This window comes from Paraburkholderia sp. GAS42, assembly GCF_050436565.1.
In the GTDB taxonomy this organism is placed as follows: domain Bacteria; phylum Pseudomonadota; class Gammaproteobacteria; order Burkholderiales; family Burkholderiaceae; genus Paraburkholderia.
Genome location: NZ_JBNDML010000023.1, coordinates 13,113 through 34,699, shown reverse-complemented (window position 1 = coordinate 34,699; position 21,587 = coordinate 13,113). Strand labels below are relative to the sequence as shown.

Annotated in this window: 19 protein-coding genes and 2 pseudogenes; 9 read left to right on the top strand and 12 right to left on the bottom strand. The window is 59.6% G+C overall.

The window, feature by feature from the left end; all coding sequences use genetic code 11:
* Positions 1 to 2: 2 nt before the first annotated feature.
* The 3 genes from P3T16_RS27860 (at position 3) to P3T16_RS27850 (ending at position 3,477) form a co-directional block, all read left to right on the top strand.
* Positions 3 to 632 carry a Maf family protein gene (locus P3T16_RS27860; protein ID WP_429344750.1) on the top strand — a complete coding sequence of 210 codons (630 nt, stop codon included), beginning with the start codon at positions 3 to 5 and terminating at the stop codon, positions 630 to 632.
* Between the two features lie 9 nt (positions 633 to 641).
* Positions 642 to 2,111 (top strand): ribonuclease G, encoded by a 1,470-nt coding sequence (gene rng, locus P3T16_RS27855; RefSeq protein WP_429257945.1) that lies wholly within the window; start codon positions 642 to 644, stop codon positions 2,109 to 2,111.
* A gap of 154 nt (positions 2,112 to 2,265) precedes the next feature.
* The gene (locus tag P3T16_RS27850; RefSeq protein ID WP_429344749.1) at positions 2,266 to 3,477 is read left to right on the top strand and encodes a tyrosine-type recombinase/integrase; all 1,212 of its coding nucleotides are present in this window, start codon (positions 2,266 to 2,268) and stop codon (positions 3,475 to 3,477) included.
* Between the two features lie 545 nt (positions 3,478 to 4,022).
* On the opposite strand, the pseudogene ssb reads toward P3T16_RS27850, so the two are convergent.
* The 4 genes and pseudogenes from ssb to P3T16_RS27830 all read right to left on the bottom strand — a co-directional run.
* Positions 4,023 to 4,259 (bottom strand): annotated as a pseudogene (ssb, locus tag P3T16_RS27845) (single-stranded DNA-binding protein); the annotation flags it as partial.
* A gap of 115 nt (positions 4,260 to 4,374) precedes the next feature.
* Positions 4,375 to 5,259, bottom strand: a pseudogene (locus P3T16_RS27840) (MFS transporter); the annotation flags it as partial.
* A 320-nt stretch (positions 5,260 to 5,579) separates the two neighbouring features.
* Complete coding sequence (locus P3T16_RS27835) at positions 5,580 to 7,475, bottom strand: reverse transcriptase domain-containing protein (RefSeq protein ID WP_429344748.1); 1,896 nt, start codon at positions 7,473 to 7,475, stop codon at positions 5,580 to 5,582.
* A gap of 820 nt (positions 7,476 to 8,295) precedes the next feature.
* Positions 8,296 to 8,631, bottom strand: a complete 336-nt coding sequence (locus P3T16_RS27830) for an integrase arm-type DNA-binding domain-containing protein (protein ID WP_429344747.1) — start codon at positions 8,629 to 8,631, stop codon at positions 8,296 to 8,298.
* A gap of 354 nt (positions 8,632 to 8,985) precedes the next feature.
* Between P3T16_RS27830 and P3T16_RS27825 the strand changes: the two genes are divergently transcribed.
* From P3T16_RS27825 to P3T16_RS27805, 5 genes are all read left to right on the top strand, one after another.
* Positions 8,986 to 9,633 carry a recombinase family protein gene (locus P3T16_RS27825; RefSeq protein WP_429344799.1) on the top strand — a complete coding sequence of 216 codons (648 nt, stop codon included), beginning with the start codon at positions 8,986 to 8,988 and terminating at the stop codon, positions 9,631 to 9,633.
* Positions 9,634 to 9,669: 36 nt separating this feature from the next.
* Entirely contained in the window at positions 9,670 to 10,176 is a 507-nt protein-coding gene (locus P3T16_RS27820) for a hypothetical protein (protein WP_429344746.1), read from the top strand.
* Between the two features lie 110 nt (positions 10,177 to 10,286).
* Positions 10,287 to 10,442: a type II toxin-antitoxin system RelB family antitoxin gene (gene relB / locus P3T16_RS27815; RefSeq protein ID WP_429344745.1), complete on the top strand. Its 156-nt coding sequence runs from the start codon at positions 10,287 to 10,289 to the stop codon at positions 10,440 to 10,442.
* Positions 10,443 to 10,516: 74 nt separating this feature from the next.
* Complete coding sequence (locus P3T16_RS27810) at positions 10,517 to 10,837, top strand: HigA family addiction module antitoxin (protein WP_429344798.1); 321 nt, start codon at positions 10,517 to 10,519, stop codon at positions 10,835 to 10,837.
* Positions 10,827 to 11,159: a BrnA antitoxin family protein gene (locus tag P3T16_RS27805; RefSeq protein WP_429344744.1), complete on the top strand. Its 333-nt coding sequence runs from the start codon at positions 10,827 to 10,829 to the stop codon at positions 11,157 to 11,159. The genes P3T16_RS27810 and P3T16_RS27805 overlap by 11 nt, the downstream gene beginning before the upstream one ends.
* 313 nt (positions 11,160 to 11,472) lie before the next feature.
* Here the strand turns inward: P3T16_RS27805 and P3T16_RS27800 are convergent, their stop codons facing one another.
* Complete coding sequence (locus P3T16_RS27800; RefSeq protein ID WP_429344743.1) at positions 11,473 to 14,202, bottom strand: hypothetical protein; 2,730 nt, start codon at positions 14,200 to 14,202, stop codon at positions 11,473 to 11,475.
* 538 nt (positions 14,203 to 14,740) lie between these two features.
* Here P3T16_RS27800 and P3T16_RS27795 point away from each other — a divergent pair.
* Complete coding sequence (locus P3T16_RS27795; RefSeq protein WP_429344742.1) at positions 14,741 to 15,013, top strand: hypothetical protein; 273 nt, start codon at positions 14,741 to 14,743, stop codon at positions 15,011 to 15,013.
* A 104-nt stretch (positions 15,014 to 15,117) separates the two neighbouring features.
* On the opposite strand, the gene P3T16_RS27790 is transcribed toward P3T16_RS27795, so the two are convergent.
* The 7 genes from P3T16_RS27790 to P3T16_RS27760 all read right to left on the bottom strand — a co-directional run bounded on the left by P3T16_RS27790 (position 15,118) and on the right by P3T16_RS27760 (position 21,520).
* Positions 15,118 to 15,309 carry a hypothetical protein gene (locus P3T16_RS27790; protein ID WP_429344741.1) on the bottom strand — a complete coding sequence of 64 codons (192 nt, stop codon included), beginning with the start codon at positions 15,307 to 15,309 and terminating at the stop codon, positions 15,118 to 15,120.
* A gap of 209 nt (positions 15,310 to 15,518) precedes the next feature.
* Complete coding sequence (locus tag P3T16_RS27785; protein WP_429344740.1) at positions 15,519 to 15,845, bottom strand: hypothetical protein; 327 nt, start codon at positions 15,843 to 15,845, stop codon at positions 15,519 to 15,521.
* Entirely contained in the window at positions 15,842 to 16,030 is a 189-nt protein-coding gene (locus tag P3T16_RS27780; RefSeq protein WP_429344739.1) for a hypothetical protein, read from the bottom strand. Before P3T16_RS27780 ends, P3T16_RS27785 begins: the two co-directional genes overlap by 4 nt.
* Positions 16,017 to 16,598 (bottom strand): hypothetical protein, encoded by a 582-nt coding sequence (locus P3T16_RS27775; protein WP_429344738.1) that lies wholly within the window; start codon positions 16,596 to 16,598, stop codon positions 16,017 to 16,019. The genes P3T16_RS27780 and P3T16_RS27775 overlap by 14 nt, the downstream gene beginning before the upstream one ends.
* Before the next feature lie 211 nt (positions 16,599 to 16,809).
* Positions 16,810 to 17,481 (bottom strand): hypothetical protein, encoded by a 672-nt coding sequence (locus P3T16_RS27770; RefSeq protein ID WP_429344737.1) that lies wholly within the window; start codon positions 17,479 to 17,481, stop codon positions 16,810 to 16,812.
* Positions 17,482 to 17,925: 444 nt separating this feature from the next.
* Positions 17,926 to 18,117, bottom strand: coding sequence for a hypothetical protein (locus tag P3T16_RS27765; RefSeq protein WP_429344736.1), 192 nt, complete (start codon positions 18,115 to 18,117; stop codon positions 17,926 to 17,928).
* A gap of 349 nt (positions 18,118 to 18,466) precedes the next feature.
* Entirely contained in the window at positions 18,467 to 21,520 is a 3,054-nt protein-coding gene (locus tag P3T16_RS27760) for a DEAD/DEAH box helicase family protein (protein WP_429344735.1), read from the bottom strand.
* Between the last annotated feature and the right edge of the window lie 67 nt (positions 21,521 to 21,587).

The window sequence follows — 21,587 nt, the reverse complement described above, 5'->3', positions numbered from 1 at the left end:
TCATGCCTTCGTCGTCCGCTGCGCTTCATCCCTTCGTTTATCTCGCTTCGCAAAGTCCGCGTCGTCAGGAGCTGCTGCAGCAACTCGGCGTGCGCTTCGAATTGCTGCTGCCGCGCCCCGACGAGGACGCCGAAGCGCTCGAAGCCGAACTGCCTCTCGAACTCGCGCACCATTACGTGATGCGCGTATGCGTCGCGAAGGCGGAAGCGGCACGCGCGCGACTGGTCGCGGGCGGCCATGCGAACGCGCCGATTCTGGTTGCGGACACAACCGTCACGATCGACGATGCGATCCTCGGCAAACCCGCCGATGCCGATGATGCCGTCGCGATGCTCGAACGTCTCGCCGGACGCGACCATGAAGTACTGACCGCAGTCGCCGTTATCGCTGCGGACGGCGCGTTGCTGCCCGCTGTGCTTTCGACTTCGCGCGTGCGTTTCGCTGCCGTGCAGCCCGACGCGCTGCGCCGCTACGTCGCCACGGGCGAGCCGCTCGGCAAGGCTGGCGCTTACGGCGTGCAAGGCCGCGCCGCCGAGTTTATCGAGCATATCGACGGGTCCTATTCAGGTATCATGGGTTTGCCGCTTTTTGAAACCGCTGCCCTCCTTCGTGCAGCGCGCATCGACTTCTAGAACAAGACCATGAATGAAGAAATCCTGATCAACGTCACGCCCCAGGAAACGCGCGTCGCGCTCGTCCAGCAAGGCGCTGTGCAGGAGCTTCATGTCGAGCGCACGCTCTCGCGTGGCCGCGTCGGCAATGTGTATCTCGGCAAGGTGGTACGCGTGCTGCCGGGCATGCAATCGGCCTTCATCGATATCGGACTCGAACGCGCCGCATTCCTTCATGTGGCCGATATCTGGCATCCGCGCATCGCGGGCGAACCGCAACATCAGGCGCCGCATCAGCCGATCGAAAAGATCGTATTCGAAGGTCAGTCGCTGATGGTGCAGGTCGTGAAGGATCCGATTGGCACCAAGGGCGCGCGACTCTCGACGCAGGTCAGTATCGCGGGTCGTACGCTCGTGTATCTGCCGCAGGAACCGCATATTGGCATCTCGCAGAAGATCGAAAGCGAAGCCGAGCGCGAAGCGATCCGTGCGCGCCTGACCGCCGTGCTGCCCGCCGATGAGAAAGGCGGCTATATCGTGCGCACCATCGCCGAAGATTCGACGAGCGAAGAGCTCGCCGCCGACGTCGCGTATCTGCGCAAGACGTGGACGACGATCGTGGCGCAGGGTCAACGCCTGCCGCCGACGAGCCTCCTCTATCAGGATCTGAATCTGGCGCAACGCGTGCTGCGCGACTTCGTCAATGACGAGACATCGCGCATCCAGGTCGATTCACGCGAAACGTTCCAGATGCTGACGGAATTCGCAGCGGAGTTCACGCCAGCGGTGTCGTCGAAGCTGCATCACTACGCAGGCGAGCGACCGCTCTTCGACCTGTACAACATCGAGACGGAAATCCAGCGCGCCCTGTCGCGGCGCGTCGATCTGAAATCGGGCGGCTATCTGGTGATCGACCAGACCGAAGCGATGACAACCATCGACGTGAACACCGGCGGCTACGTCGGCGCACGCAACTTCGACGATACGATCTTCAAGACCAACCTTGAAGCCGCGCACACCATCGCGCGACAGTTGCGCCTGCGCAATCTGGGCGGCGTGATCATCATCGACTTCATCGATATGGAAAACGTCGAGCATCGCGAACAGGTGCTCGGTGAACTGAAGAAGGCGCTGTCGCGCGACCGGACGCGCGTGACCGTGAACGGGTTTTCGCAGCTGGGTCTCGTGGAAATGACGCGCAAGCGCACCCGCGAATCGCTCGCACATGTGCTGTGCGAGCCTTGCCCGGTGTGCCAGGGCAAGGGTCAGGTCAAGACACCGCGCACGGTGTGCTACGACGTGCTGCGCGAGATTCTGCGCGAGTCGCGCCAGTTCAATCCGCGCGAGTTTCGCGTGGTCGCTTCGCAGCAGGTGATCGATCTCTTTCTCGAAGAAGAATCACAGCATCTGGCGATGCTGATCGACTTTATCGGCAAGCCGGTGTCGTTGCAGGTGGAGTCGAATCTGAGTCAGGAACAGTACGATATTGTTCTGATGTAGGGTTCACGCGAGGTCATCCGGGATCACCAACAGTCACGACAGCCTTATCTGGCAAGGATCACAAGAAAAAAGATAAATCACGCGGGGTCATCCGAGGTCACCCAAGCTCATGTAAAATTGGTAGCTAGACTGGTAGCTAGAGCGAGGGGCCGTGATGGCGCGCAGAGAATCAAAGATCCTTGAAGACATACAGCTCCGCCGGTGGATCCGCGCGGGTACTCCGGTCGCCAAGTCCGACGGCGACGGCCTCACTTTCACGCTTTCGGCGGCTGGCCTGGCCGCGTGGGTACTACGATTCAGCCACGGCGGCCGGCGCCACGAACTCACGCTTGGACGGTATCCCGATATCTCTTTGAAGGCGGCGCGCGACCTCGCCAGCGCAAAGCGCGTCGAAGTGCAACAGGGTCTAAACCCGGCCGCGGTCATTCGAAAGCAGAAGTCCGTCAAGGAGTGGACAGTGCGGCAGCTGATCGCCGACTACCAAGAAAAGATCCTCCCGGGCTTAGCGGACAGCACCCAACGCAGCTATAAGCGCAACCTTCTCCGAATAGCCGCCGGCATGGGGGCACTGTCGGTTCGCGACGTTGAAGGGCCTGATATCGTCGCGCAACTCGAGCGCGTAAAGGTCGGCTGGGTGGAGTCCTTCACCTTATGGTGTGTGCTCAAAGCGATCTTTAAGCACGCGGCGGGCAAGAAGTTAATTGTCGCCAGCCCGTGTACCGGCGTATCACTCGAAGCAGTCATCGGCGAAAGACCCGAAATCAGGAAACGCCTGATGCTCACGGATGCGGAAATCAACGTCCTGACCAACGCCAAAATGAGCAAGGAAAACCTGCTCTCGGTCCGGTTGCTACTGGCGACTGGAGTGCGGGCGTCGGAGCTGTTTACAGCCCAATGGAGTGACGTATACCTCGATGAGGCACGGTGGCATATCCCAGCGAGTAAAACGGGGCCGGCGATGGATATACCGCTCGCGCCTGTCGCCGTTGAATGGTTCAGCGAACTGCGTGGAGTGGCCGTCGGGTCGGACTACGTCTTGCCAGCGCGCGCGAGTAGCCGCGCGCAACGCCTCGGCGGCGACACGCATATCAACAAGGACTGCATTCGCGAGGCGATCGACTTCTGGATCACCAACCACAAGCCGACGATTCGCAGGTTCACGCCCCACGATCTGCGCTCGACGATGAAGTCCAACATGCGCAAACTCGGCGTACCACGTGACATCTCTGAAATGTGCCTGAATCACAAGCTGGCAGGAGTTGAGGGGATCTACGATCAACACACATACTACGGCGAGCGGCGCGGCGCGCTCGAGCTGTGGGCCAGTTTCATCGAGCACCGCATGGCCGGTGTTCTACCTCAATGATGCTCGGGCACAATCCCTGCGGCGTCGACCGCGCTTCCGGCCCCAGAAGCGAACGGCGATCCGCGACAGCGGACCACCGTTCTCTAGGCCAGTGTTATGTCACCGGACGGGATGTGCTAACCTACAACCAATAGTTGCAGTTGTACGGGCCGGCGACAGACCGATACCGCACACTTCAGTGACTCATTGCGACGAACACGTACAGTGAGCCGATGCACAAATAGTGGCCTGCGAGAAGCCAGTATAAGTTTGCAGCAGTCATGTGCCCTCCATAAAAAGTGGGTACGTGATCCGAAGGGACCCGCCCTTGATCTTTCGACGGACGTGGGCGAAGTCCCTTCCCCTTTTTGAAACGGCGCTGACAACGGCGCCGTTTCCTTTTGAGCACTAACCACGCTCAAGAGACAGCTTACCTGCTTTTAGCCCTCATATTCGAAAGCGGCAGCGCGTGTCGGTCGCAGTCCTGCTCGTTGCGCCAAGAAACGGGACCGCGGGCTGACGACGGCGTTTCCACTTTCAGTAGTAAGTTCGCGATGATTGCGACTTTCGATATACACCGACAAGCCCTTCTTGAGGTACTCGTTCACGATTTCCGCGAGGCGGCCAAAGAACGACACGCGATGCCATTCCGTCGCTTCCTTCATTTCGCCCGATGCCTTGTCCTTGTAGCGGTCAGTCGTCGCCAGACGGATGTTGGCTACAGCGTCGCCGCTCGGCAGATAACGGACCTCGGGATCGGCTCCGAGATTGCCGACGAGAATGACCTTGTTCACGGATGCCATGAGTTTCTCCAGTTGCTTCCGTTTCGGGCGGGGCGGCAGCGCATGATTTTCATCGTAGGGTCCTGTTGACCGAAGATCGAAAACTGCGCCGCAGCCATCCGCCGGGTAAGTTCTGCTACGCCCTGCGCAGCGGCTGCTTCATGTTTGCGGCGATTATAAGCCAGCAAAACACGAGCCCCGAGCAGGTAAAAAACACGGCGCTTTGGCCGTCCACTTTCAGCAGCCATCCGCCGATCACACCGCCCATCGCCAACCCGATCGATTGCGTGGTGTTGTACACGCCGGCGGCCGCGCCCTTGCGCGTTCCTGGTGCAAGTTTTGACACCAGCGAAGGCTGCGACGCCTCGAGCACGTTAAAGCCGAGGAAGTAGACGAAAAGAATCGCCGCCACAGTCAGAATGGTATGAGGTGCGAGGCCAAGCAACAACTGGCCAATCAGGATAAGCGCAATCGCACCGAGCAGCACTGCTTTCATCCTGCCGCGCTTTTCAGCGGCGATGATCGCCGGCACCATCATGACGAACGCCAGACCCATCACCGGCAGATACACCTTCCAGTGCGACGCGACCGGCAGGCCGCCTGCTTCCAGAATACGCGGGACAACGAGGAACAATGCGGTCTGCGTCGCGTGCAGCACGAGCACGCCGAAGTTCAGGCGCAGCAGTTCGACGTTATGCAGTACTTCAGCGAACGGCGCCCGCACGTGGACCGGTTTCGGTGCATCGGGCACGACCCACAGCACGACGCCGATCGCGAGAATCGAGAACACACCGACCAGCGCGAAGAGGCCGCTCATGCCAACCCACTCGAACACGATCGGCGCGCCGACGATCGCCACTGCGAACGACACGCCAATGCTGCCGCCGACCATCGCCATTGCCTTCGTGCGATGCTCTTCGGCGGTCAGATCGGCAATAAACGTGATTACCGCCGACGATACCGCGCCCATCCCCTGAATCACGCGCCCCACGATGATCTACGTCATGTCGTGTGCGGCGGCCGGTCGCCGGCGGAGCTGATCTAGAAGGGTCGTCATCGGCTAGGGATCGATCACGACGGGGGCGGGGTAGTTCGGCGGCAGGACAGGCCACTGTTGAATCAGCGGATGCGGGTTGTTTCAAACGCCCACGGCAAGGTCGTAGGTCGTGGTGTGCGCCATGGCCGGCACATAGCCCCGAATATGCGCCCCCGACGCAGTGTCGAACAAGGGATGCGCCGAGGTGTTAAGGACTTCGACGCCATTGAATACGATGCGCCACCACGCCCCGAAGGTGTAGTGAACGTCGCTAGTGCCGTCCGGCAAGTAGTTCTGCGTGTAGCTCAGACGGGTCCTGCCGGTGCCGGCGCGATAGCAACCGGGGCGGGAACTGGCAGGAGCGACGCCTCGTACGCGGCAATCCAGGCGTCCAGCTCGGCGACGCACAAGCACTCATTGTTGCCGTTCGCCTGCGTCGCGCCCTGTTGGGCAACGCCCGCGACCCGGAACAGCTCGTCGACCATCGGGCCGCCAGAGGTTCCTTTCCGGATGAGTGAGTTGATCTCGAATCGCTGCAAAGCGCTGCGTGGGTAGCGGTTCGTGACCACCGCCGGCTCGACGTTGACCCGGCGACCGTGGCTCCAGTTGGGGAAGCCGATCAAGCGCCCGGATGCGTGCGTGGTGATCGGCGAGTCCATGCCCGAAAAGTGGCGATGCTCTGGCGGTTCCCCGACGAACTCCAGGAGCGCGAGGTCGCGACCTCGGTCCATGTGCATAACCCGCAGGGGCCATTCCCGTCCGTTCACGGGATTGATCGCAACGACGGCCAGGTCTTCCAGGTGCGGCGACGTCACATCGGCCTTGTATAACGTCTCAGTGATCACCTGTCCTTCCGGACCGTCTACCGTTTCCCTGATGACCGTAGTATCCACCAGGGCATGCTGGCAGGTGATGAGGCGATTGTGCCGTTTGTACGCGAAAACCGTCCCTTGACCACCCATCATGCCGACGTTCTGCCCTTCGGGCGGCTTGAAGTTTCCGGACCAGTGCAGAACGAAGACGGCACGCGCCACATCGTCGCCGTTGCGGACGATCATTTCGACCGGCAGCGTGGACGCCTGGAAGTTTTCGTTCATCACGCACTCGGCCTGAACCAGCCGGTTGTAGCGCTCGGCCAATCGGGTGTAGATCGCGTCGTCGGCGCCGCGCACCATCCGAACGTAGAGGAGCCTGCCCCACAGAACGTTCTTCAGAGCGGGGGGCTTACCGGTTCGGGTCTGTCGCTTCCAAGGTCGCTTCTCATACGCGAGCGACGCGCCCAGGGCGACGCGCTCTTCCCATTTGGTCTGGGCGGCCTCGTAGCCGTATTTTTCCCAGGCGTGAAGCACACCGCGGATGCGGTCGATGAACGACCGCTTGACGTTCGGGAACTCGTTGATGACGATCCCGGTCACCTCCATCCGGCGTCGGCGGGTAGACATCCGCGTCTTTGTTGGGTTGACCTTGAAGTTGTGCCGCTCAATGATACCGACCAGTTCGTTCCCGAGCTTGACCTCGCCGCTGTCGAACGTGCAGATGTTCGCCGGCAGCGTGGCGGCCGTGGCGCGCGTGAAGCTGAACGTGATGTCGTCGGCGTACCGCGTGTAGGTGGCTTGGTGGCGCTTAGCCAGGTCCATGAGATCGCGGTCAAGCGACCGGCACACCTGGTTCGACAGGAACGGGGACGTCGGTGCACCTTGGGGCAGCTCGTTCCCGACGACGCACATCTGTGCCAGAACCGTGGCGACCTGGTGCGAAAAGCCGAACGGGGCTTTTTTGAGGACGCCACGCACCCGATAGAAGTTGATCGATGGGAAAAACGCTTCGAGATCCAGATTTAGCACGAACGTTGGGCGACGCTCCAAGTGTTTGCGCGCGTTGCTGACGATGCTGCGTTCCTTGATGAACGCGTGGGCGCAGGGCTTCGGCGTTCCGGCGCGCTCGTACAGGTAAGCCAGGACCTTTTCCTGCAAAACCTTCAACCGATAGCGCGGCTCCCGGATGACCCGGAAGCCACCGCTGCGCTTCGCCATCAGGAACGCCTTATACGGCGGGTTTGGGTAGAGGATTTTCTGGACGTCGTCGTACGGGGCGCCGAGGACGCCCGTCGAAAACATATGGACGTCCATGCGCTCCCAGGCTTCCATGAGGGTCTGGTGCTCTGCCAAGTCCTGCGGCGTGCTGGTGATCGGGGTATTCATAAGGGAGAGTGCCGCCCCGGGGAGCTTTCTCCTGTACCTGCTGCGCGCAATCGGACAATCCGGATCGCCGAGCGGACCGGGGTTACCATGCTGCAAACGTCTGCGTTAACGCGGACGAGATTAAGTGGTGCCCGGGGCGGCGGTCGATTGTAAGGTCTGACGTAGCCGCACCGCAATGGCGCAGGTCAATCGCGTCGATTTTTCTTTCGCAACAGCATCGCGAGGTGCTGGGCCGGCTTTGACCGGTTCGCCCAGCCAAGCAGTCATTCAAGTGAGGATCAGCAACCGACAGCTTCATACCCTGTGGCAATCGGTCAAGCGATTCGAGGGGGAAAGCGTCAGATTTCCAAGACGTTGTTGCTGTTTGCGCCGCATCACGTCGCCTTCGCCGGCCGCGCACTCAACTATCGAAGAACACAGTGATCGCCGCCGCCTGTCCATTGCCGGCTTTAGGCCGATGCGATCCGCACGTCCCGATACCAAACGCACTGTCAGTTACCACGCCGATACCATGCATGGTATCCGTCGAAATCCTTGCCTGGTAAGGCTTTCAGAGATACAGATACTAAAATACCTTATTTACAGATATAGATATATATAGAGGTGTTGTGTCTTATGGGAGGTATATATGTGTCTACGTACCTATATATATCTTCTCGCAGGAATGGTATCTCGGTATTTTTGGTATCCGGCCTTTAAAATCAATTGCTTAGCCGATACGACCGACACCAGATGGTATCGATGAAAAAAAACCGTCCGGAGGCGGCTTTCATCGGGGGGAGCGGCACCCCTCCTCAGGATTCGAATTGAGTGCGTCGCGTCATCCCTGCCGGCTACGTGCCCACGAATCGAAGAAGCCTCCGATATTCGCCGACGTCTGCGCGCGCTTGCGCTCTAGCGCTTCCGGATTCGCGTCGCCGGCAGCGAGCTGCGCCAAGATTCGTGCAGCACGTGTGCGCGCCTGCTCAAGCGAATACATGCTGACTGCGCCGACACGCTCCGCGCTCCGCGATACGCCCACTCCCGATCGCACGCGGTATTGCCGCCGCTTGCGGTCCACACTGACAACGAGCTCGAGGCGCGTGTCGTCGCCGTCGTAGTGCTCGCCAGGGCCGGCAGTATCGACCAACGCTTGAGTCAGCAGACCGGTACTCATGCTGCCGATCCTGCGGCGAGCGCCATTGACACCCAGGTGTGCATGATCCGGCCCAGCATCGCAGGTGTGATTGGGCGGCGATACTCCAGACGATCAGCAGCGCGCTGTGCAGCTGCGTGCGTACGCGTTGCTCGCCGTACACGCTCGAGGTGGTCGCCGTCATCGGGGCGGCTTGTCGTCATGGTCATCGTTCTAATCTCGTTGGTTCTGTAGACAGACCAACTTTGCAATCACGACTTGAACGCGGGACGGCCATACAGAAATCGGGGGCGAAAACGGCAACGGTGCGACAACCGATTGCGGCCGATTTTTGGGTCATACGAAAATCACTTGTTTTTCGTATGTGTCCGACCTATGATCCCGGCATCCAACCGGAGATGCACGACGATGCCGAAGAACAAACGAGTCGCGCTATACGCCCGCGTATCGACGGATTCACAGACCACAGACAACCAGTTGCTCGAGCTGCGCACCGCCGCTGAGCGTCACGGTTGGGAAATAGTCGCCGAGTACGTCGACCACGCCGTGAGTGGCGCCAAGGGTCGCGACAAGCGTCCGGACTTCGATCGAATGCTGAAGTCAGCGAACCGGCGAGAGTTTGATCTGATCGCGGCATGGTCCGTCGACCGCTTGGGTCGATCGCTGATTAATCTGATCGACTTCATGGAGGAGATCCGGGCGAAAGGCGTCGGCCTATACCTGCATCAGCAGAACATCGACACGACGACGCCGGCGGGCCGCGCCATGTTTCAAATGTGCGGGGTATTCGCTGAGTTCGAACGCGCGATGGTCCAGGAGCGCGTTCATGCCGGCCTTGATCGCGCACGCGCGCAGGGGAAGACATTCGGACGTCCGAGGATTGCCGGACCTCGTGAGGAACAGATTCTCGCACTTGCCGCGACCGGCCTAGGCATGCTGAAGATCGCAAAACAGGTAGGCGTCGGCACCGGCACCGTGCAGAGGATCATCGCCGAGCAAAAGGCCGCGACCACCGCAGGTTAGCGGTCTTCTGGATGAAGGTAATTCACGGAGGTCATTTTGATGAGAATAGTTTGCGCCATCCTGTTAGTGGCGCTCCTCGGTGTGACGTGGCAGTTCAAGAACGAGATTGACGCAAACCGCCTGCAAGCCGCCGAGATTCAAAGCCTGTCGGCGAGATTGGCTGACAAGGCAAGACGGGAGAGTTTTGATCTTCAACAGAAGTGCGCTTCTCAGGCAGAGCAGACATTTCATCGGCTAGGGTACAAGGAAGATCAATCAACCGGCGATGTCATAAGCGCTACCTACCAGAGCCACTACAGCGCGGAGCACAACCAGTGTTTTATGACCCTGGAAACAATGCTCAAAGGCGGCTTTCAGTTCAAGTCTCTATTTGACGCCTATGAAAATCGGACATATGCCGAATACGACTGGATGCCACAAGAGGGCAAGAGCTTTGACAAAGTGCCACCCGCAGTCTGCAGATTAGTCGCATCAACCGGCAATGAGCGAACGTGCAAATCGGAAGACGAATATAGGGCGTTTGTCGCACATTACATGGAGTGAGGCGCGGCGTTTCTCCACTCGCGCAGTAGAATGAGTCGGGCACCGTTGCTCGAGCACAGATCCGCGAGTAATCTCATGACGACGCCCCTTTCACCCATCGAATCGCAGTTTTGACGGTCGAAGAAGCCGAAGCATACGACTGCTGGTTTCGCGCCAAGGTCGAGCGCTCGCTCGCCGACACGCGGCCCGGCATCCCACACGGCCAGGAACTGGCCGACATGCGGGCGCTCATCGACGTCGCCACGAAGCGCCAGAAGCGCGACTAAACATTCACGAGTAAATCGCAATGGATAAGCAAATGGAGCAGCCTGAAGGCGGTCTGATCGAGTCGGTTAGCCAGATGAGCGCGCGGCCGAAAAACGGCCTGCGCCCGGTTCATCCAGGCGAGGTTTTGCGCGAGGAGTTCCTCGTGCCCCTAGGCATGACGACGAACACGCTTGCAAATGCGCTGTGCTCGGCACCCTCTAAAATCGAAGACGTCGTGCACGAGCGCCGTGAAGTCGAGGCGGAGCTGGCTTTGCGTCTCGCGAGGTTCTTCGGCGGCGACGCGGCGTCGTGGCTTAACTTGCAGCAGGCCTATGACCTTAAGATCGCCCAGCGCGCCTTCGGAGAGCGCATAGAGGCCGAGATTACCCCGCGTGAGGTAAGCGATGCCCCTTGATCACTACACCTACCGCGTCGCGTGGTCCCCGGATGACGGGGAATACGCCGGACTGTGCGCCGAATTTCCTTCTCTATCATGGCTTGCGCAGACGCCCGAGGAGGCCATGGCCGGAATCCGGCGGGTAGTCGCTGAGGCAGTCGCCGATATCCGCGCGCATGGTGAGACGATTCCTGAACCAGGTCATCCGGCAACGCCGCAAGAGGAGATCGCGCTCGAATACGACGTCGCCGTGCTCGAGGCGTTTCGCGCGACCGGAGAAGGATGGCAGGCGCGAATGAACGCGGCATTGCGCGTCTATCTGAGCGAGCACCCTCTTTAGGCCGGTTTTGTTGTGTCGGGAAACCGGAAACCCCGCAGCGGTAGCCCATCCCACGTTTCGCCCTGGCGGAGGCGGGTGCTGCCCTGTGAGCCCGCCACTTTCTATGCTGGCAGACGTGCCAGTCGGTGTAGCTTGATCGGCTGCGCGCCGCCCTCGATTGGTGAGGACTTACAAGATTCGCGCGCAAATCTCGAGCACAGGTGGGGCGCGCCGCGTCTTGCATCTGCCTGTCAGCACAGAACGGGTCATCCGAACACTCATACTGGGTTGTACCGAGGGACGAAGTTTTTCAGCATCGGGAGCCTCCGAACAATTACGAAACCGCCAGCAATACGGGGTTGCCATTGGGCAGATTGATTTCGGTAAGGCAGTCATGGAACCCACGCTCGCCGACTTTTAGGAACACGTCATAAAGCACGTGGCTCATCTGCGAGCGTGGGCAGCCTTTTGATCGTCCATAGCCCTTTACCTCCCAACCTTCCGCTCTCCCGCGGTCGACCATTGTCTGGAGGCGCGTCACAATCGAATTGGCAGCCTGCGCTCTAGGTACGCCAGATCTTACGAGGTAGTCAGCCGCGTTTGCCGCACTTCTCCAAATGAGCGCGTACGCTTGCGCAACGGAATGATCGCGCAACACATTTGCAACGGTGAAACGAGTCTTCTCACCCTGCGGAGCCTGCATTTTGCGTTCGTCGGCACAATGCGCCAAATACGTTAGACACTCAGACATTGCAAATGAAAGCACTACATTAGGCGCATCCCTGAACCACCGGCCTGGCCACAGCCCGCTTGCCGCGACCTGCTCTATTCGGTCGATGAAATCTAGCGTTTCGGCAGTTACAAGCCATCTGATTCGATGAAAGAAATAAGCAATCTCTCCGTTACTAAAATCAAATGCGTCGTCGGACGTGTCCGGAGAAACTGAGATTAGACCTCTTTTCATCAACCCAAAAACACCCTGAGTGTCGTGGGAATCTGGTGCGAACGGAGTCTCTGACGATCCGTAGGGCTCGAGACTAAGGTCCTGCTGCAGATCCCCACATACTCGAAAAAGACTGATGAGCGTCAGGGCTTCCTCAAATGGCAACTCCGTGAGATGTGACACCTGCACGACGCCAGGATACCGAGCCAGTTCCGCCGCAATCGCCGCTTTCTTGACGATGACTGGATCGTTCGAGAGTTTTGTGCGGTTTTCGGCAACGCTTTGAGCCAAGCTCTCGAGCGTTTGTCGTCGCTCACCCTCAACGGACGCAAGTTCCCCGGCGATCATCTGCTCCAGACGGATCATGTCCGCGTCGGAACGTTGGATTGATGCGATTCGAAGCAAATTCTTAACAGCGGTTTCTGGCATTTCCGGAGCAAGTGACCAATAGCCGTCCTTTGCGATGTCATGACGTCCCAACAAGTCATTGACAAGCGCGTAGTCGAAGCCGATGTCAAGCTCGGCCCGCGCCTTTAGATCACTGAGCAACTGCAACATCTCCTCGTGCAACTTGTGGTCAAGCAGCGGCTGTCGGAGCACCTCTTCGTAAAAACATACAGCGGCTTCTAGTTCCGTTTGCATCGATACGTGCTGGACAGCATCGCGAAATCCTTTCACAAAGTCGCGCACGTGCTTCTTCTTCTCCTTTTCGAGCACGCCCATATATATCGAATCGCCAATCCATTCCTTTTCGAGCTCCCTGAAAATCTCGAAGCGCGTCAGCGCTTTGCCGGCGGCAAGCCAGTCACCCCGCCGCCTGGCGACTTCATATAAAGCTTCACCAAGCATGGGGTGCGTCAACTCCTGAGAAGCGAGATCAATCTGTTCACACCCATCGGCCGTAAACTCCCCCTCCTCGTCTCGTTCAAACTGCGCCCACACCAACCGCAAAAAACCACGGGATTCGGACGTAATTACCGAATTTAACAATCTGTCACGATGAGGCAGCAAGTTGAACCACGGCTCATAGTTGAACATCTCGTTTTCTATCCAGAACGGCCGTGGGCTACCGCCCATGATTCCATCCCCGGCATATCGCCACTCGTCCGACGTACGTCTGACGTTCTTCTCGAACTCAATCGCGCGCTGGTGAATTAGACTTTCGTCATTCATCGACAGAGCGACGGCCAATCGTCCCCTGCTAGCATATGCAACTATTTCCCAATCATGCCGCTCGCTGCCCCCGTAGCGCCGGAACTCGGCGCCTCCCCGCTCAACTTCCACATAAAGTTTGGTCGCGGCATCCCAGTTTCCTGCCGTGAATTGCTCCTCCGCAGCTGCCAGCGACAACCAACGGTTGTTCTCTAGGTCCGCTCGCCGTCGCAGGTTATCCAACAGCCCTTCGGCCGCGTCTGCGCCCGCGCGAACGGCTACTGTGTAGGCCAGCCAAATGAATAGCGGACTCGTATTTTCGTGAGCATTCGCCACTAGTCGATTGCTCACATTCTCAAGTGACTCGAAAGGGTGAGCGATAGCAAGGCGCGCGTACGCCGAGAGCACGTCTGGAGACGTCGGATAGAGGTCGATCGCTTGCGTTAGCCACGCTTGGCGCTGCTCTGCGTCGTCGTTACTCGAACCGTACAAAATATCGAGAAGTCGAAACGCAGCGCGCGGGGCTAGCCTAATCTCCGACAAAGCTGAGGCCAATATCTGTTTCACCTGGGGCTTGACGTCATCCGGCACCCACTGCTTGCCGTCCAGAAGGCAATAGATATGGAAGCAGTGTGCGACCGGAGATTGCTTTGCAGGCGCCTGCGAAAAAACCGCGAGCGCACCTGAATTGTCGCCCTGTCGGAACAGACAATAAGCCAGTTTCTCCTTGGTGCGCCACGTGGCGCGCCGCAATGCCTCGTACGCGTGAGTCGCATCAACCCATTGCTCACTGTTCGCGAGTAAGTCGGCATGTAGCTCTGAGCGTTCGTCCTCGCTCATCTTCGTCGTCACTTTCACCGAAGCCTGTAAGCTGCCAACGTCTGCCGCAAGCAGTTGAGGTAACGTGAACGATAGAAATCCCTTGACCTTATTTTTTCTCATTGGAATCTTTCTTGTGTGTTTGCGCATACTGCGGTCCGCGTTCCCTTACGAGCGGCACTCCGGCGATCTCTGCGCGGGGGAGCTGGTCACCCAACCGGCATAGCACGTGCCCGTGAATCAGTCGATTCTAGCAGCGCGCTTCGCATACCTGCGCAAACCGCAAGCAGTATAGATCGCGTTTAGCTGCAAACCTGTCCTATCGGCGCGCACACTTCCAGACGCCGCATTGGTATCTCGCGATCGTTAGTCGCTGAGATGTGCTCTGGCCATGAGCCTTGAGGGACTGGACCGCGGCATGCACTTCGAAGATCAACAGATAAAAGATCTGTTTGCAGCGGCGCGCGGCGGCTATATAGGTGAGCGCTTCCGGGATCTGATGACTCGGTCGGGCGCAGATAGGGCGCGCCGTTTGCCGCGAACGACCGTCTCCGCTATACCAAGAACCGGACAGAACTGTGTGCGGTTTGCAACAGGCGACGCCTACTATTTAACACACGCCTATCCCAGACTTTGGTAGCCTTTGTCGTAGCAGAGGACGAGCATCCAACGACAGGAGGACTTCGCCATGCTGAGATGGATCGCGAACTGGGCTGCGCACAACGCACTCACGCCTGAGAAACAAGCTGAAAGAGCGTTGCGGGAATTACGTCTGGAGCTTTTCCAGGCGGAGCAACGAATCCTCGATGCGCAGATGCATGCGGATTACTACCGTGCACGCCTGGCTTTTTGCGAGGACGTCATCAAAAACGGTATCGAGCAGGTGGCCGACCAACGCAAAGGTCAACAAGAGACCTCACAGGCGTTGCGGCCGGGACTCAAGCTCACAGCGGCTCAATAGCGAATCGATCAGAGCCACTCGAGCGGCACACCGTGCGCAGGACGTTAAAACGGCGTACGTAGGCGCCGCGTTGCAGGTGTAGCGGGTCAGTGCCGTGAGGGCGACTACTTCTGTCGCCCCGCTCTTTCCTTGGCGGCTTCCGCAATCCTGGCGCGTACAGCATCTGGAGCGGAAGCGATGAGATATGCGATATAGTCATCTGAGGGTTCCCTCGCCGAGCCGTCATACCCATCAAACAGGCGATGATCTACACCGTTCACCTGCTCACTGTCTTCCGGTCTATTCTGCTCTGCCATGCTGATCTCCTTCTATGTAGTCAGGATAACAGAATGTGGCGGTGCGCTGTGATCGCCGAGTTGGCAGTCCATAAACGTCCGCATGGACCTCGCCGTACGCCAGCGCCGTCGGCCTCATCGTCAGGGACATGCACCTATGACGTACAGCGTGCAGGACGTGACAGCAGCCATCCGTGGGCGGCCGCGTATCTGCAGATGCGTGCGGTCGACTACGCCGTCGCGACCGACCAAAACATCCGCCGCTGGCGAGCCGTTAGCACAGCATCCGTCGCCGCTGTGAGCCGCTCAACCGTCCTGAAAACGCTGGCAATGCCGGCGTCGTCATCGCGCAGGTACAGACCACGCAGCATACCGAGCTGGAGCCTCACGTCGCGCGCGAGCTGCAGCGTGTCAGCAGGCAGAGCGCCGCGATCGAGATCCGACAATGCCTTGACGTAGCCGGCGATAAACGCCGCGCCGGTGTCGTCAGTCGTCGAGCCAGGTGCGTCGAGCGCTAGGCCTGCGATACGATCAGCAATCATTTGATCGAGCGTCATACAGAAGCCTCGCCGGCGAATCCGTAGTGTGCCCGCGCGGGCCGCTCGCCGACGGTCTCCGCGGCCTGCTCAGTTTTCTGCGCTTCAGCCGCTTTTCGGGCCGCCAGATTCGCCTCGAGCGTCTCGATCATGCGGCCGAACATGCGCGCCAAATCTGCCTGAGTACACACTCTAGGCTTCGCCATCGCGCGCTCCTTCCAATGCCGGGGTGGCGCTCGGCGCGCGCCCAGCTATGCCAAACCGGATGCCAGTGCCGGCCCAGCGTTTATCGTGTGCCTGCATCGCTGCAAAGATCTGCTCGGCGAGCTGGCGGTCGCCCGCGCGATTTACGACGCCTGCGATGCACTCGATCAACCCTTCCGCCCACTCCTGGAGCTTTTCGGTCGTCCAGACGGATTCCGCGCGCCTCGTGAGCAGTTCCGCCGCCTGGACCTGCAGCCGCACAGCCTGGCCCAAAACGACGGGATTCTTTGCCTTGACCGTGCGCACGCCTGTCGCCGGGTCTACAACCTCGCCCGTGCACTGTGTAACGATCAGCCGCACGTGTTGATCGATCCGCGCGATCCGCTCCTCGAAGGTCAGCGGTGCTGCATCGCCGCCGGTTGCCGCCGCCGAGCACGGCACAGCCAGCGACGGCGGCTCAGCAGGTAGTCTTGCCTGTTTCAGCCAGCCGCTAAAGGTGCCCTTGGGAATACTGGAATACTTCGCACGCGCGAGTCGTTCGCCCTCCGCCTGGCCGTGAAACGCCGTCATGTTCCGAATGACGGAAATCGCTTCATCCCTTTGTGGGTGCGGTGCTGCAGCCATAAATCGCCCTGTTCGTTCGTCATGTTCGAGATGCAACACGAACAGTTTGGCATCACGACGAACAGGCGTCGCGCGGGCCAGCGCAGACAGCCGCTCGGACGCTATGCACGCTGTTTTCTGCTACCGGCGCCTGTTTGGACGCCTGGCACAGCGGATATCAATTGGCGAAGGTCCCGCCGGGATGTGGAATGGGCGCGAGCCCCTCAAGCGGGATGGTCTCTCCGCCAAGATGAATCAACTGGCCATAGGCGCTTTTGGACACGTCAATAATCCTCACGGTCCTATGGGTAACGGGATCGCCGAGGAATTTGTATGTGGCGCAGCCGATAACGATGAAATCACGGACAAAACCCGTGCCGGCGATCGTGCCGTTGGGGTGCACGCGAAACTGCTGCCCTTGCTGCTCGCCGGGAAACAGAATTTGGCCATATCCTGCCGCCCCGCCGAAACCCTCCATAGCATTGCAGATGTTCTCAGTGGCGGCATGTATGTCTGCTGTGGCGTCAGGGAACGTCGTCGGCGAGCCATCACTGTTGGGCTGCGGCGGCCCCCACGGGATCATCGTTGCGACGAAATCAACGTTAGCAGCGGGAGACTTCCCGACGTTCGCCACGCTGTATTTTACGAGGAAGCTCCAGCCGGTTGCGTCGTGAACCAATGGCCCATCAGCTTGCATGCTGAGCGAAATCCAAGGGCGTTGGTCGGCGCGCATCACGTTCAATTGCCCTTGCATTACGGACAATTGGTTGTTGAAAATGATCGCTCCGATGACCCCTGTAACCGCGATCACGGCGGAGAACACAAGCGTGAGAATTTCGGCGTTTGTCATCGGACCTCGCATGAAGATTCACCTGTCGATTGCGCTTCGCGTTCGTGTCGATAGAGCCGCTGCATATTTCGCCGCTCCAAAAGTGCTCACAGTGTAGCGAATCTGGCCCCAAAACGCTTCAGAGCGTCCGAGTCGCTGTCCAGGGAATGCCGTTTCATTCGAACTCGAGCATGCGATCCGGCAGACCATCGGCGACGCCGTCCCGCCGCACACGGTCACGGCATCGCCACGTCGTCATGACCTAGACACGGCGCCGTCGCGCATCATCATGTCGAGCGGCTCGCCAGTCGTCGCGGGGGTTCGCGCGCCGTGATCCCGATTACGTTCACGGTTGCCGATCCCTTCGCTCACCAGGCTACCGCGTATTCCAGCGATTCACGATCTTCCCGGCAGGCCTCCGCGATTCGGCCGTTCATCTCGTCGTCGACGTAGTCGGTCGGCACGTCATTTGTCGTCGAGCCGCTCCCCGCTAAGAGCCGCAAACTGAACTCGCAGCTTTTCAAGCTTTCGGCGCATCTCCGCCGATATAGGATGGCCCTCTTCTTCGAGCGTCCTGACATCCTCTTCGACTTCCTCAAGCGTCGCCTTCATTTGCTGGAAGGCTCCGGCCGGGGCCTTTTCGTATTGGTCTTTCATCTGTCACTCCTGCAGAAAAACCCACTGAGTTGATGCCTCGCCATGACGGCCGCACCATGCACCCATCTTGCCTCATCCGGACGACATCCGGATCCCGGGCGCGCATAAATGGGGGGCGCTCGCCAATTGGGAGAATGCCGGGTCGACGCATACGGGCCGCGCTGGACGTGGCCTTTGCGGGGCGCAATTGGGAGGAAAGCCGGGTTACCCGTCGCCGTTATCGGACAGTCGATATCGATCATCAGGCGTCGCCGGCACACCGTCATCCGGATCACCTCGAGCAGCTCGACCGTCGCCGCAGGGGTTCGGCGCCGTGATCCTAATCACGTTCACGGTGCCGATCCTTCCATCACCCGAAAATCAGCTCGTCTATCTCCTCGCGCGACAAGTGCGAGTAGTTCGGCAGAATCCGCTTCGCGGGGCGCTTAGCTGCACCCTTGGCACGGTATCCGGCGCCGTCGTCCATCGCTGCCAGAGGGTTCAGATCCCGCTCGCCGTCGTTGCCCGGCACGGGCAGATTCACGGGCTCGTCGACGTGGTATCCAGTCGCTTCTTGGGAAGGCTCACCTTTTACACTTCCCGGGTGTTTCAATAGATTCTTTAAAACAGGACTGATGTGTAAAAGGTGATCCTTTTCCCGAGAGGCGTTTTTCAGCCCTTCATTCATGACTAAGCGGGCCTGCGCATCGCTCGGCTTCGTGTTGGCAATAACCCATACGCTGTGCATCTTGCCGTTCCACTTGACCCGCTTCTTGTCGACGCCGTGCCGAGCCATCCCAGCCAGCCGCAAGGGCTTAGCCAGCTCGTCAGCCTTCCCCACCTTCCGATCCTCCGGCATCCGCTCGTTGACCGCAGTCAGCAGCACAGCGGCAGAAATTGCGCCCGGCAAATCACCGCCGCCGAACTGGTGCAACACGTCGCACACGGTCTGATCGAGGGTCGTAGGCGCCGCCGGCACCAGCGGGTCGACTACGCGCGCACCGATACCGATCGCCTCACGGCGCATGTCTGCCCACCGGCGCATGAACAGGAACGATTCGTCCTTCATCGCGTAGATGCCATTCACGGGATCGACGCGATCGAACTTCAGACCCATCCGCCTGAACATCGACAGGGCCAGCCTCATCGATCCTTCCGGCGGGGTGTACGTCGCGCCTTCGCCCATCGACTCCGGAACCACGCCGATCGCCGACAACACCTTGCGCTTGGCTATCGCCCGGTTCACGATCTCATCGGCCATGTCCTGTGTGAAGAACATTCCCGGCCTGATCATCGACAGCTTGACCGCGTCGCCGTCGAACAGGTACCCGAGACCACGCACACGCGCCGCGTTGAATTTACGGTGCGCGAGCAGCACGGCCTGATTGCGCGTATCTGCCCGGCCATCGACGGCCGCCATGAACAGATCTAGCAGCTTGACGCCGGATCCATTGAGCCACGCATCCCATACGTCGTCATGGTCGAGCGCATCGGCACCAAGGCGCGCCTTGATCCAGTAGCGACGCAGTTCTGCGAGCTCCTCCTCAGTCCTGGATCCCGCACGGTCCATCTGGTCGAATCCTTCCTTTTCCAGATCACGGGCAGCGAGAATGGCCGCCTTGACCCGCTCGTCGTACTTCTCAGCCAGCATGTCGCGCTGCAGCCGGTCGGCCTGTTGCTCAGTCTGATCAATGGCCTCGAGTGCGAACCCGTCGTATTCCATGATCCATCGCAGCCCGGCCGCGAACTGAGCCACGCGTGCGCGCAGGGCCGTCGTCTTTTCGTCCGCCACGAACCGGTTGAACTCGTTGTCGCCGCCGTCGGCGTTGCCCTCGTCGGGGCGGTGCTCGAGGCGCGCGCCGTCTTCAAGTGCGTCGAGCAGCTCGTCGGCGTCGTTGATGCCGCCCCGCCGGTTGTTCGTCATGGTGACGACCGTGAATCCGGTCACGTATCTAACCCTGCGCATCATCTGCAGCGCGTCAGACGGCTTGATCGCGTGACCGTTTCCAACGAAGAACGCATGATGAAAGTGCGGCACGCACTCGTCCCTGCCCGTTTCCGGGTTGAAAACCTTGTGCGTGATCGACAGGCCGCTCGAGATCACCGGCGTGTGAATGACCGCATCCCACTTCCGGCTTTCGTTCTCAGCGTCAGCTAGAAATGCAGCTTGATCGGGGTGACCGCTATTGTCGCCGTCGATCCGGAGGATCTTTTTGGTCGGGTTCTCATCGCGCAGGTACTGCTCGACGTCGGTCGCTAGGTTGACCGTCTCGCACGCGAAAATGATAGGCTTATCGGCTTCCAGAAACGCTGAGGCTTCCGCGAGCTGGATCAGGTGATCGCGATCGTCGTGACCTAATCGAGCCGGCATCTTGTGGGCGGCTTTGCGGACCTCGAAAATCTTGAGCCGCTCACCTTCTGGCCGGCACTTTTCCAGAAACGCGATCGCACGGTCATTCATGTCGGCGTCGGCGACCATAAAGCACCTCGCGCTTCCGATCATCGACTTCAGCTTGAAATAGACGTCCTGGTTGTCGCCGTCTTTCGTGCGGCACATATCGGCCGGGATGAACCCGAGGTTCTGTGTGAGCTCGTCGATCACGAGGTACTTGCACTCGCCCATGATCTGCGCGTGCGATTCTTTGGTGATCGACGGCAGGCACGTGCCCAGCAGGTCGACGCCGAATGCGCCTTCTTTGTCGACAGCCTCATAGTGCGCGACGGCGCGCCCTTCAGGCATGTCCTTGCTGAGTACATTCGTGCCCTCGCGCGTCAGGCTTTGGCGCGGAAATACGGCGACGAACCGGCCCTCTCCTGCGTCGCGCGACCACTCCGCGAAAGGCTTGATGACATGGCGCGTCTTGCCGCTTGCCATCGGTGCCCACAACACTATGCCGCCGGCGTAGTCGTCTTCGGTCAGCTCCGGCAGCTTGTCGAGCACGACATGATCGTGACGCGCCAACACCTCAGGAGAAGTACTTACGTGCGCCAGCGCTTCGCGTTTGCGCTTGTCGACCAGCGTTTCGATAGCGGACTGCATTGCCGCCAGGGTGTCGGGGTGCAGCGGTGCGCCCGTCCACCGGATGCCGGATATGATGGCGTCGACACTGGTTTTCACCGGCACGGTGTTGCAATGACGTATGCAAATCGACCACGCCAGCGCAGCGGCATCGAGGCATACGCCTTCGTGCGTGATGTCGAGCTTGGCAAAAGGCAGCAGCTTTTCCAGATGCTTGTACAGCGACGCGCTACCAATATCAACCTTCGGCAGCGACCACGGATCCGCGAACACCGGCAGCTTAGGCGCCGTATCAACGATCGCCTTCAGCGTATGCCCGACAGACTTCGCTGAAGCACGCGCCTTAGCGATAGCACTGGCCGATTCGGACGACGCCAGGAGATCGGCGCTCTCATTAACCAGCATGCGTGCCCCCGAGAAGGGGCAATTTTTTAGAGCGAAGTGCTCTATCTCCGGCTGAGGCCGGATTATT

Coding starts and splice junctions, on each gene's coding strand:
- P3T16_RS27795 (WP_429344742.1), top strand. CDS start 14,741: ATGCTGAGATGGATCGCGAACTGGGCTGCGCACAACGCACTCACGCCT.
- P3T16_RS27825 (WP_429344799.1), top strand. CDS start 8,986: ATGATCCCGGCATCCAACCGGAGATGCACGACGATGCCGAAGAACAAA.
- P3T16_RS27850 (WP_429344749.1), top strand. CDS start 2,266: ATGGCGCGCAGAGAATCAAAGATCCTTGAAGACATACAGCTCCGCCGG.
- P3T16_RS27830 (WP_429344747.1), bottom strand. CDS start 8,631: ATGAGTACCGGTCTGCTGACTCAAGCGTTGGTCGATACTGCCGGCCCT.
- P3T16_RS27785 (WP_429344740.1), bottom strand. CDS start 15,845: ATGACGCTCGATCAAATGATTGCTGATCGTATCGCAGGCCTAGCGCTC.
- P3T16_RS27775 (WP_429344738.1), bottom strand. CDS start 16,598: ATGACGGCGTTTCACGGCCAGGCGGAGGGCGAACGACTCGCGCGTGCG.
- P3T16_RS27800 (WP_429344743.1), bottom strand. CDS start 14,202: ATGCGCAAACACACAAGAAAGATTCCAATGAGAAAAAATAAGGTCAAG.
- P3T16_RS27860 (WP_429344750.1), top strand. CDS start 3: ATGCCTTCGTCGTCCGCTGCGCTTCATCCCTTCGTTTATCTCGCTTCG.
- P3T16_RS27765 (WP_429344736.1), bottom strand. CDS start 18,117: ATGAAAGACCAATACGAAAAGGCCCCGGCCGGAGCCTTCCAGCAAATG.
- rng (WP_429257945.1), top strand. CDS start 642: ATGAATGAAGAAATCCTGATCAACGTCACGCCCCAGGAAACGCGCGTC.
- P3T16_RS27810 (WP_429344798.1), top strand. CDS start 10,517: ATGAGCGCGCGGCCGAAAAACGGCCTGCGCCCGGTTCATCCAGGCGAG.
- P3T16_RS27770 (WP_429344737.1), bottom strand. CDS start 17,481: ATGACAAACGCCGAAATTCTCACGCTTGTGTTCTCCGCCGTGATCGCG.
- P3T16_RS27805 (WP_429344744.1), top strand. CDS start 10,827: ATGCCCCTTGATCACTACACCTACCGCGTCGCGTGGTCCCCGGATGAC.
- P3T16_RS27790 (WP_429344741.1), bottom strand. CDS start 15,309: ATGGCAGAGCAGAATAGACCGGAAGACAGTGAGCAGGTGAACGGTGTA.
- P3T16_RS27780 (WP_429344739.1), bottom strand. CDS start 16,030: ATGGCGAAGCCTAGAGTGTGTACTCAGGCAGATTTGGCGCGCATGTTC.
- P3T16_RS27760 (WP_429344735.1), bottom strand. CDS start 21,520: ATGCTGGTTAATGAGAGCGCCGATCTCCTGGCGTCGTCCGAATCGGCC.
- P3T16_RS27835 (WP_429344748.1), bottom strand. CDS start 7,475: ATGAATACCCCGATCACCAGCACGCCGCAGGACTTGGCAGAGCACCAG.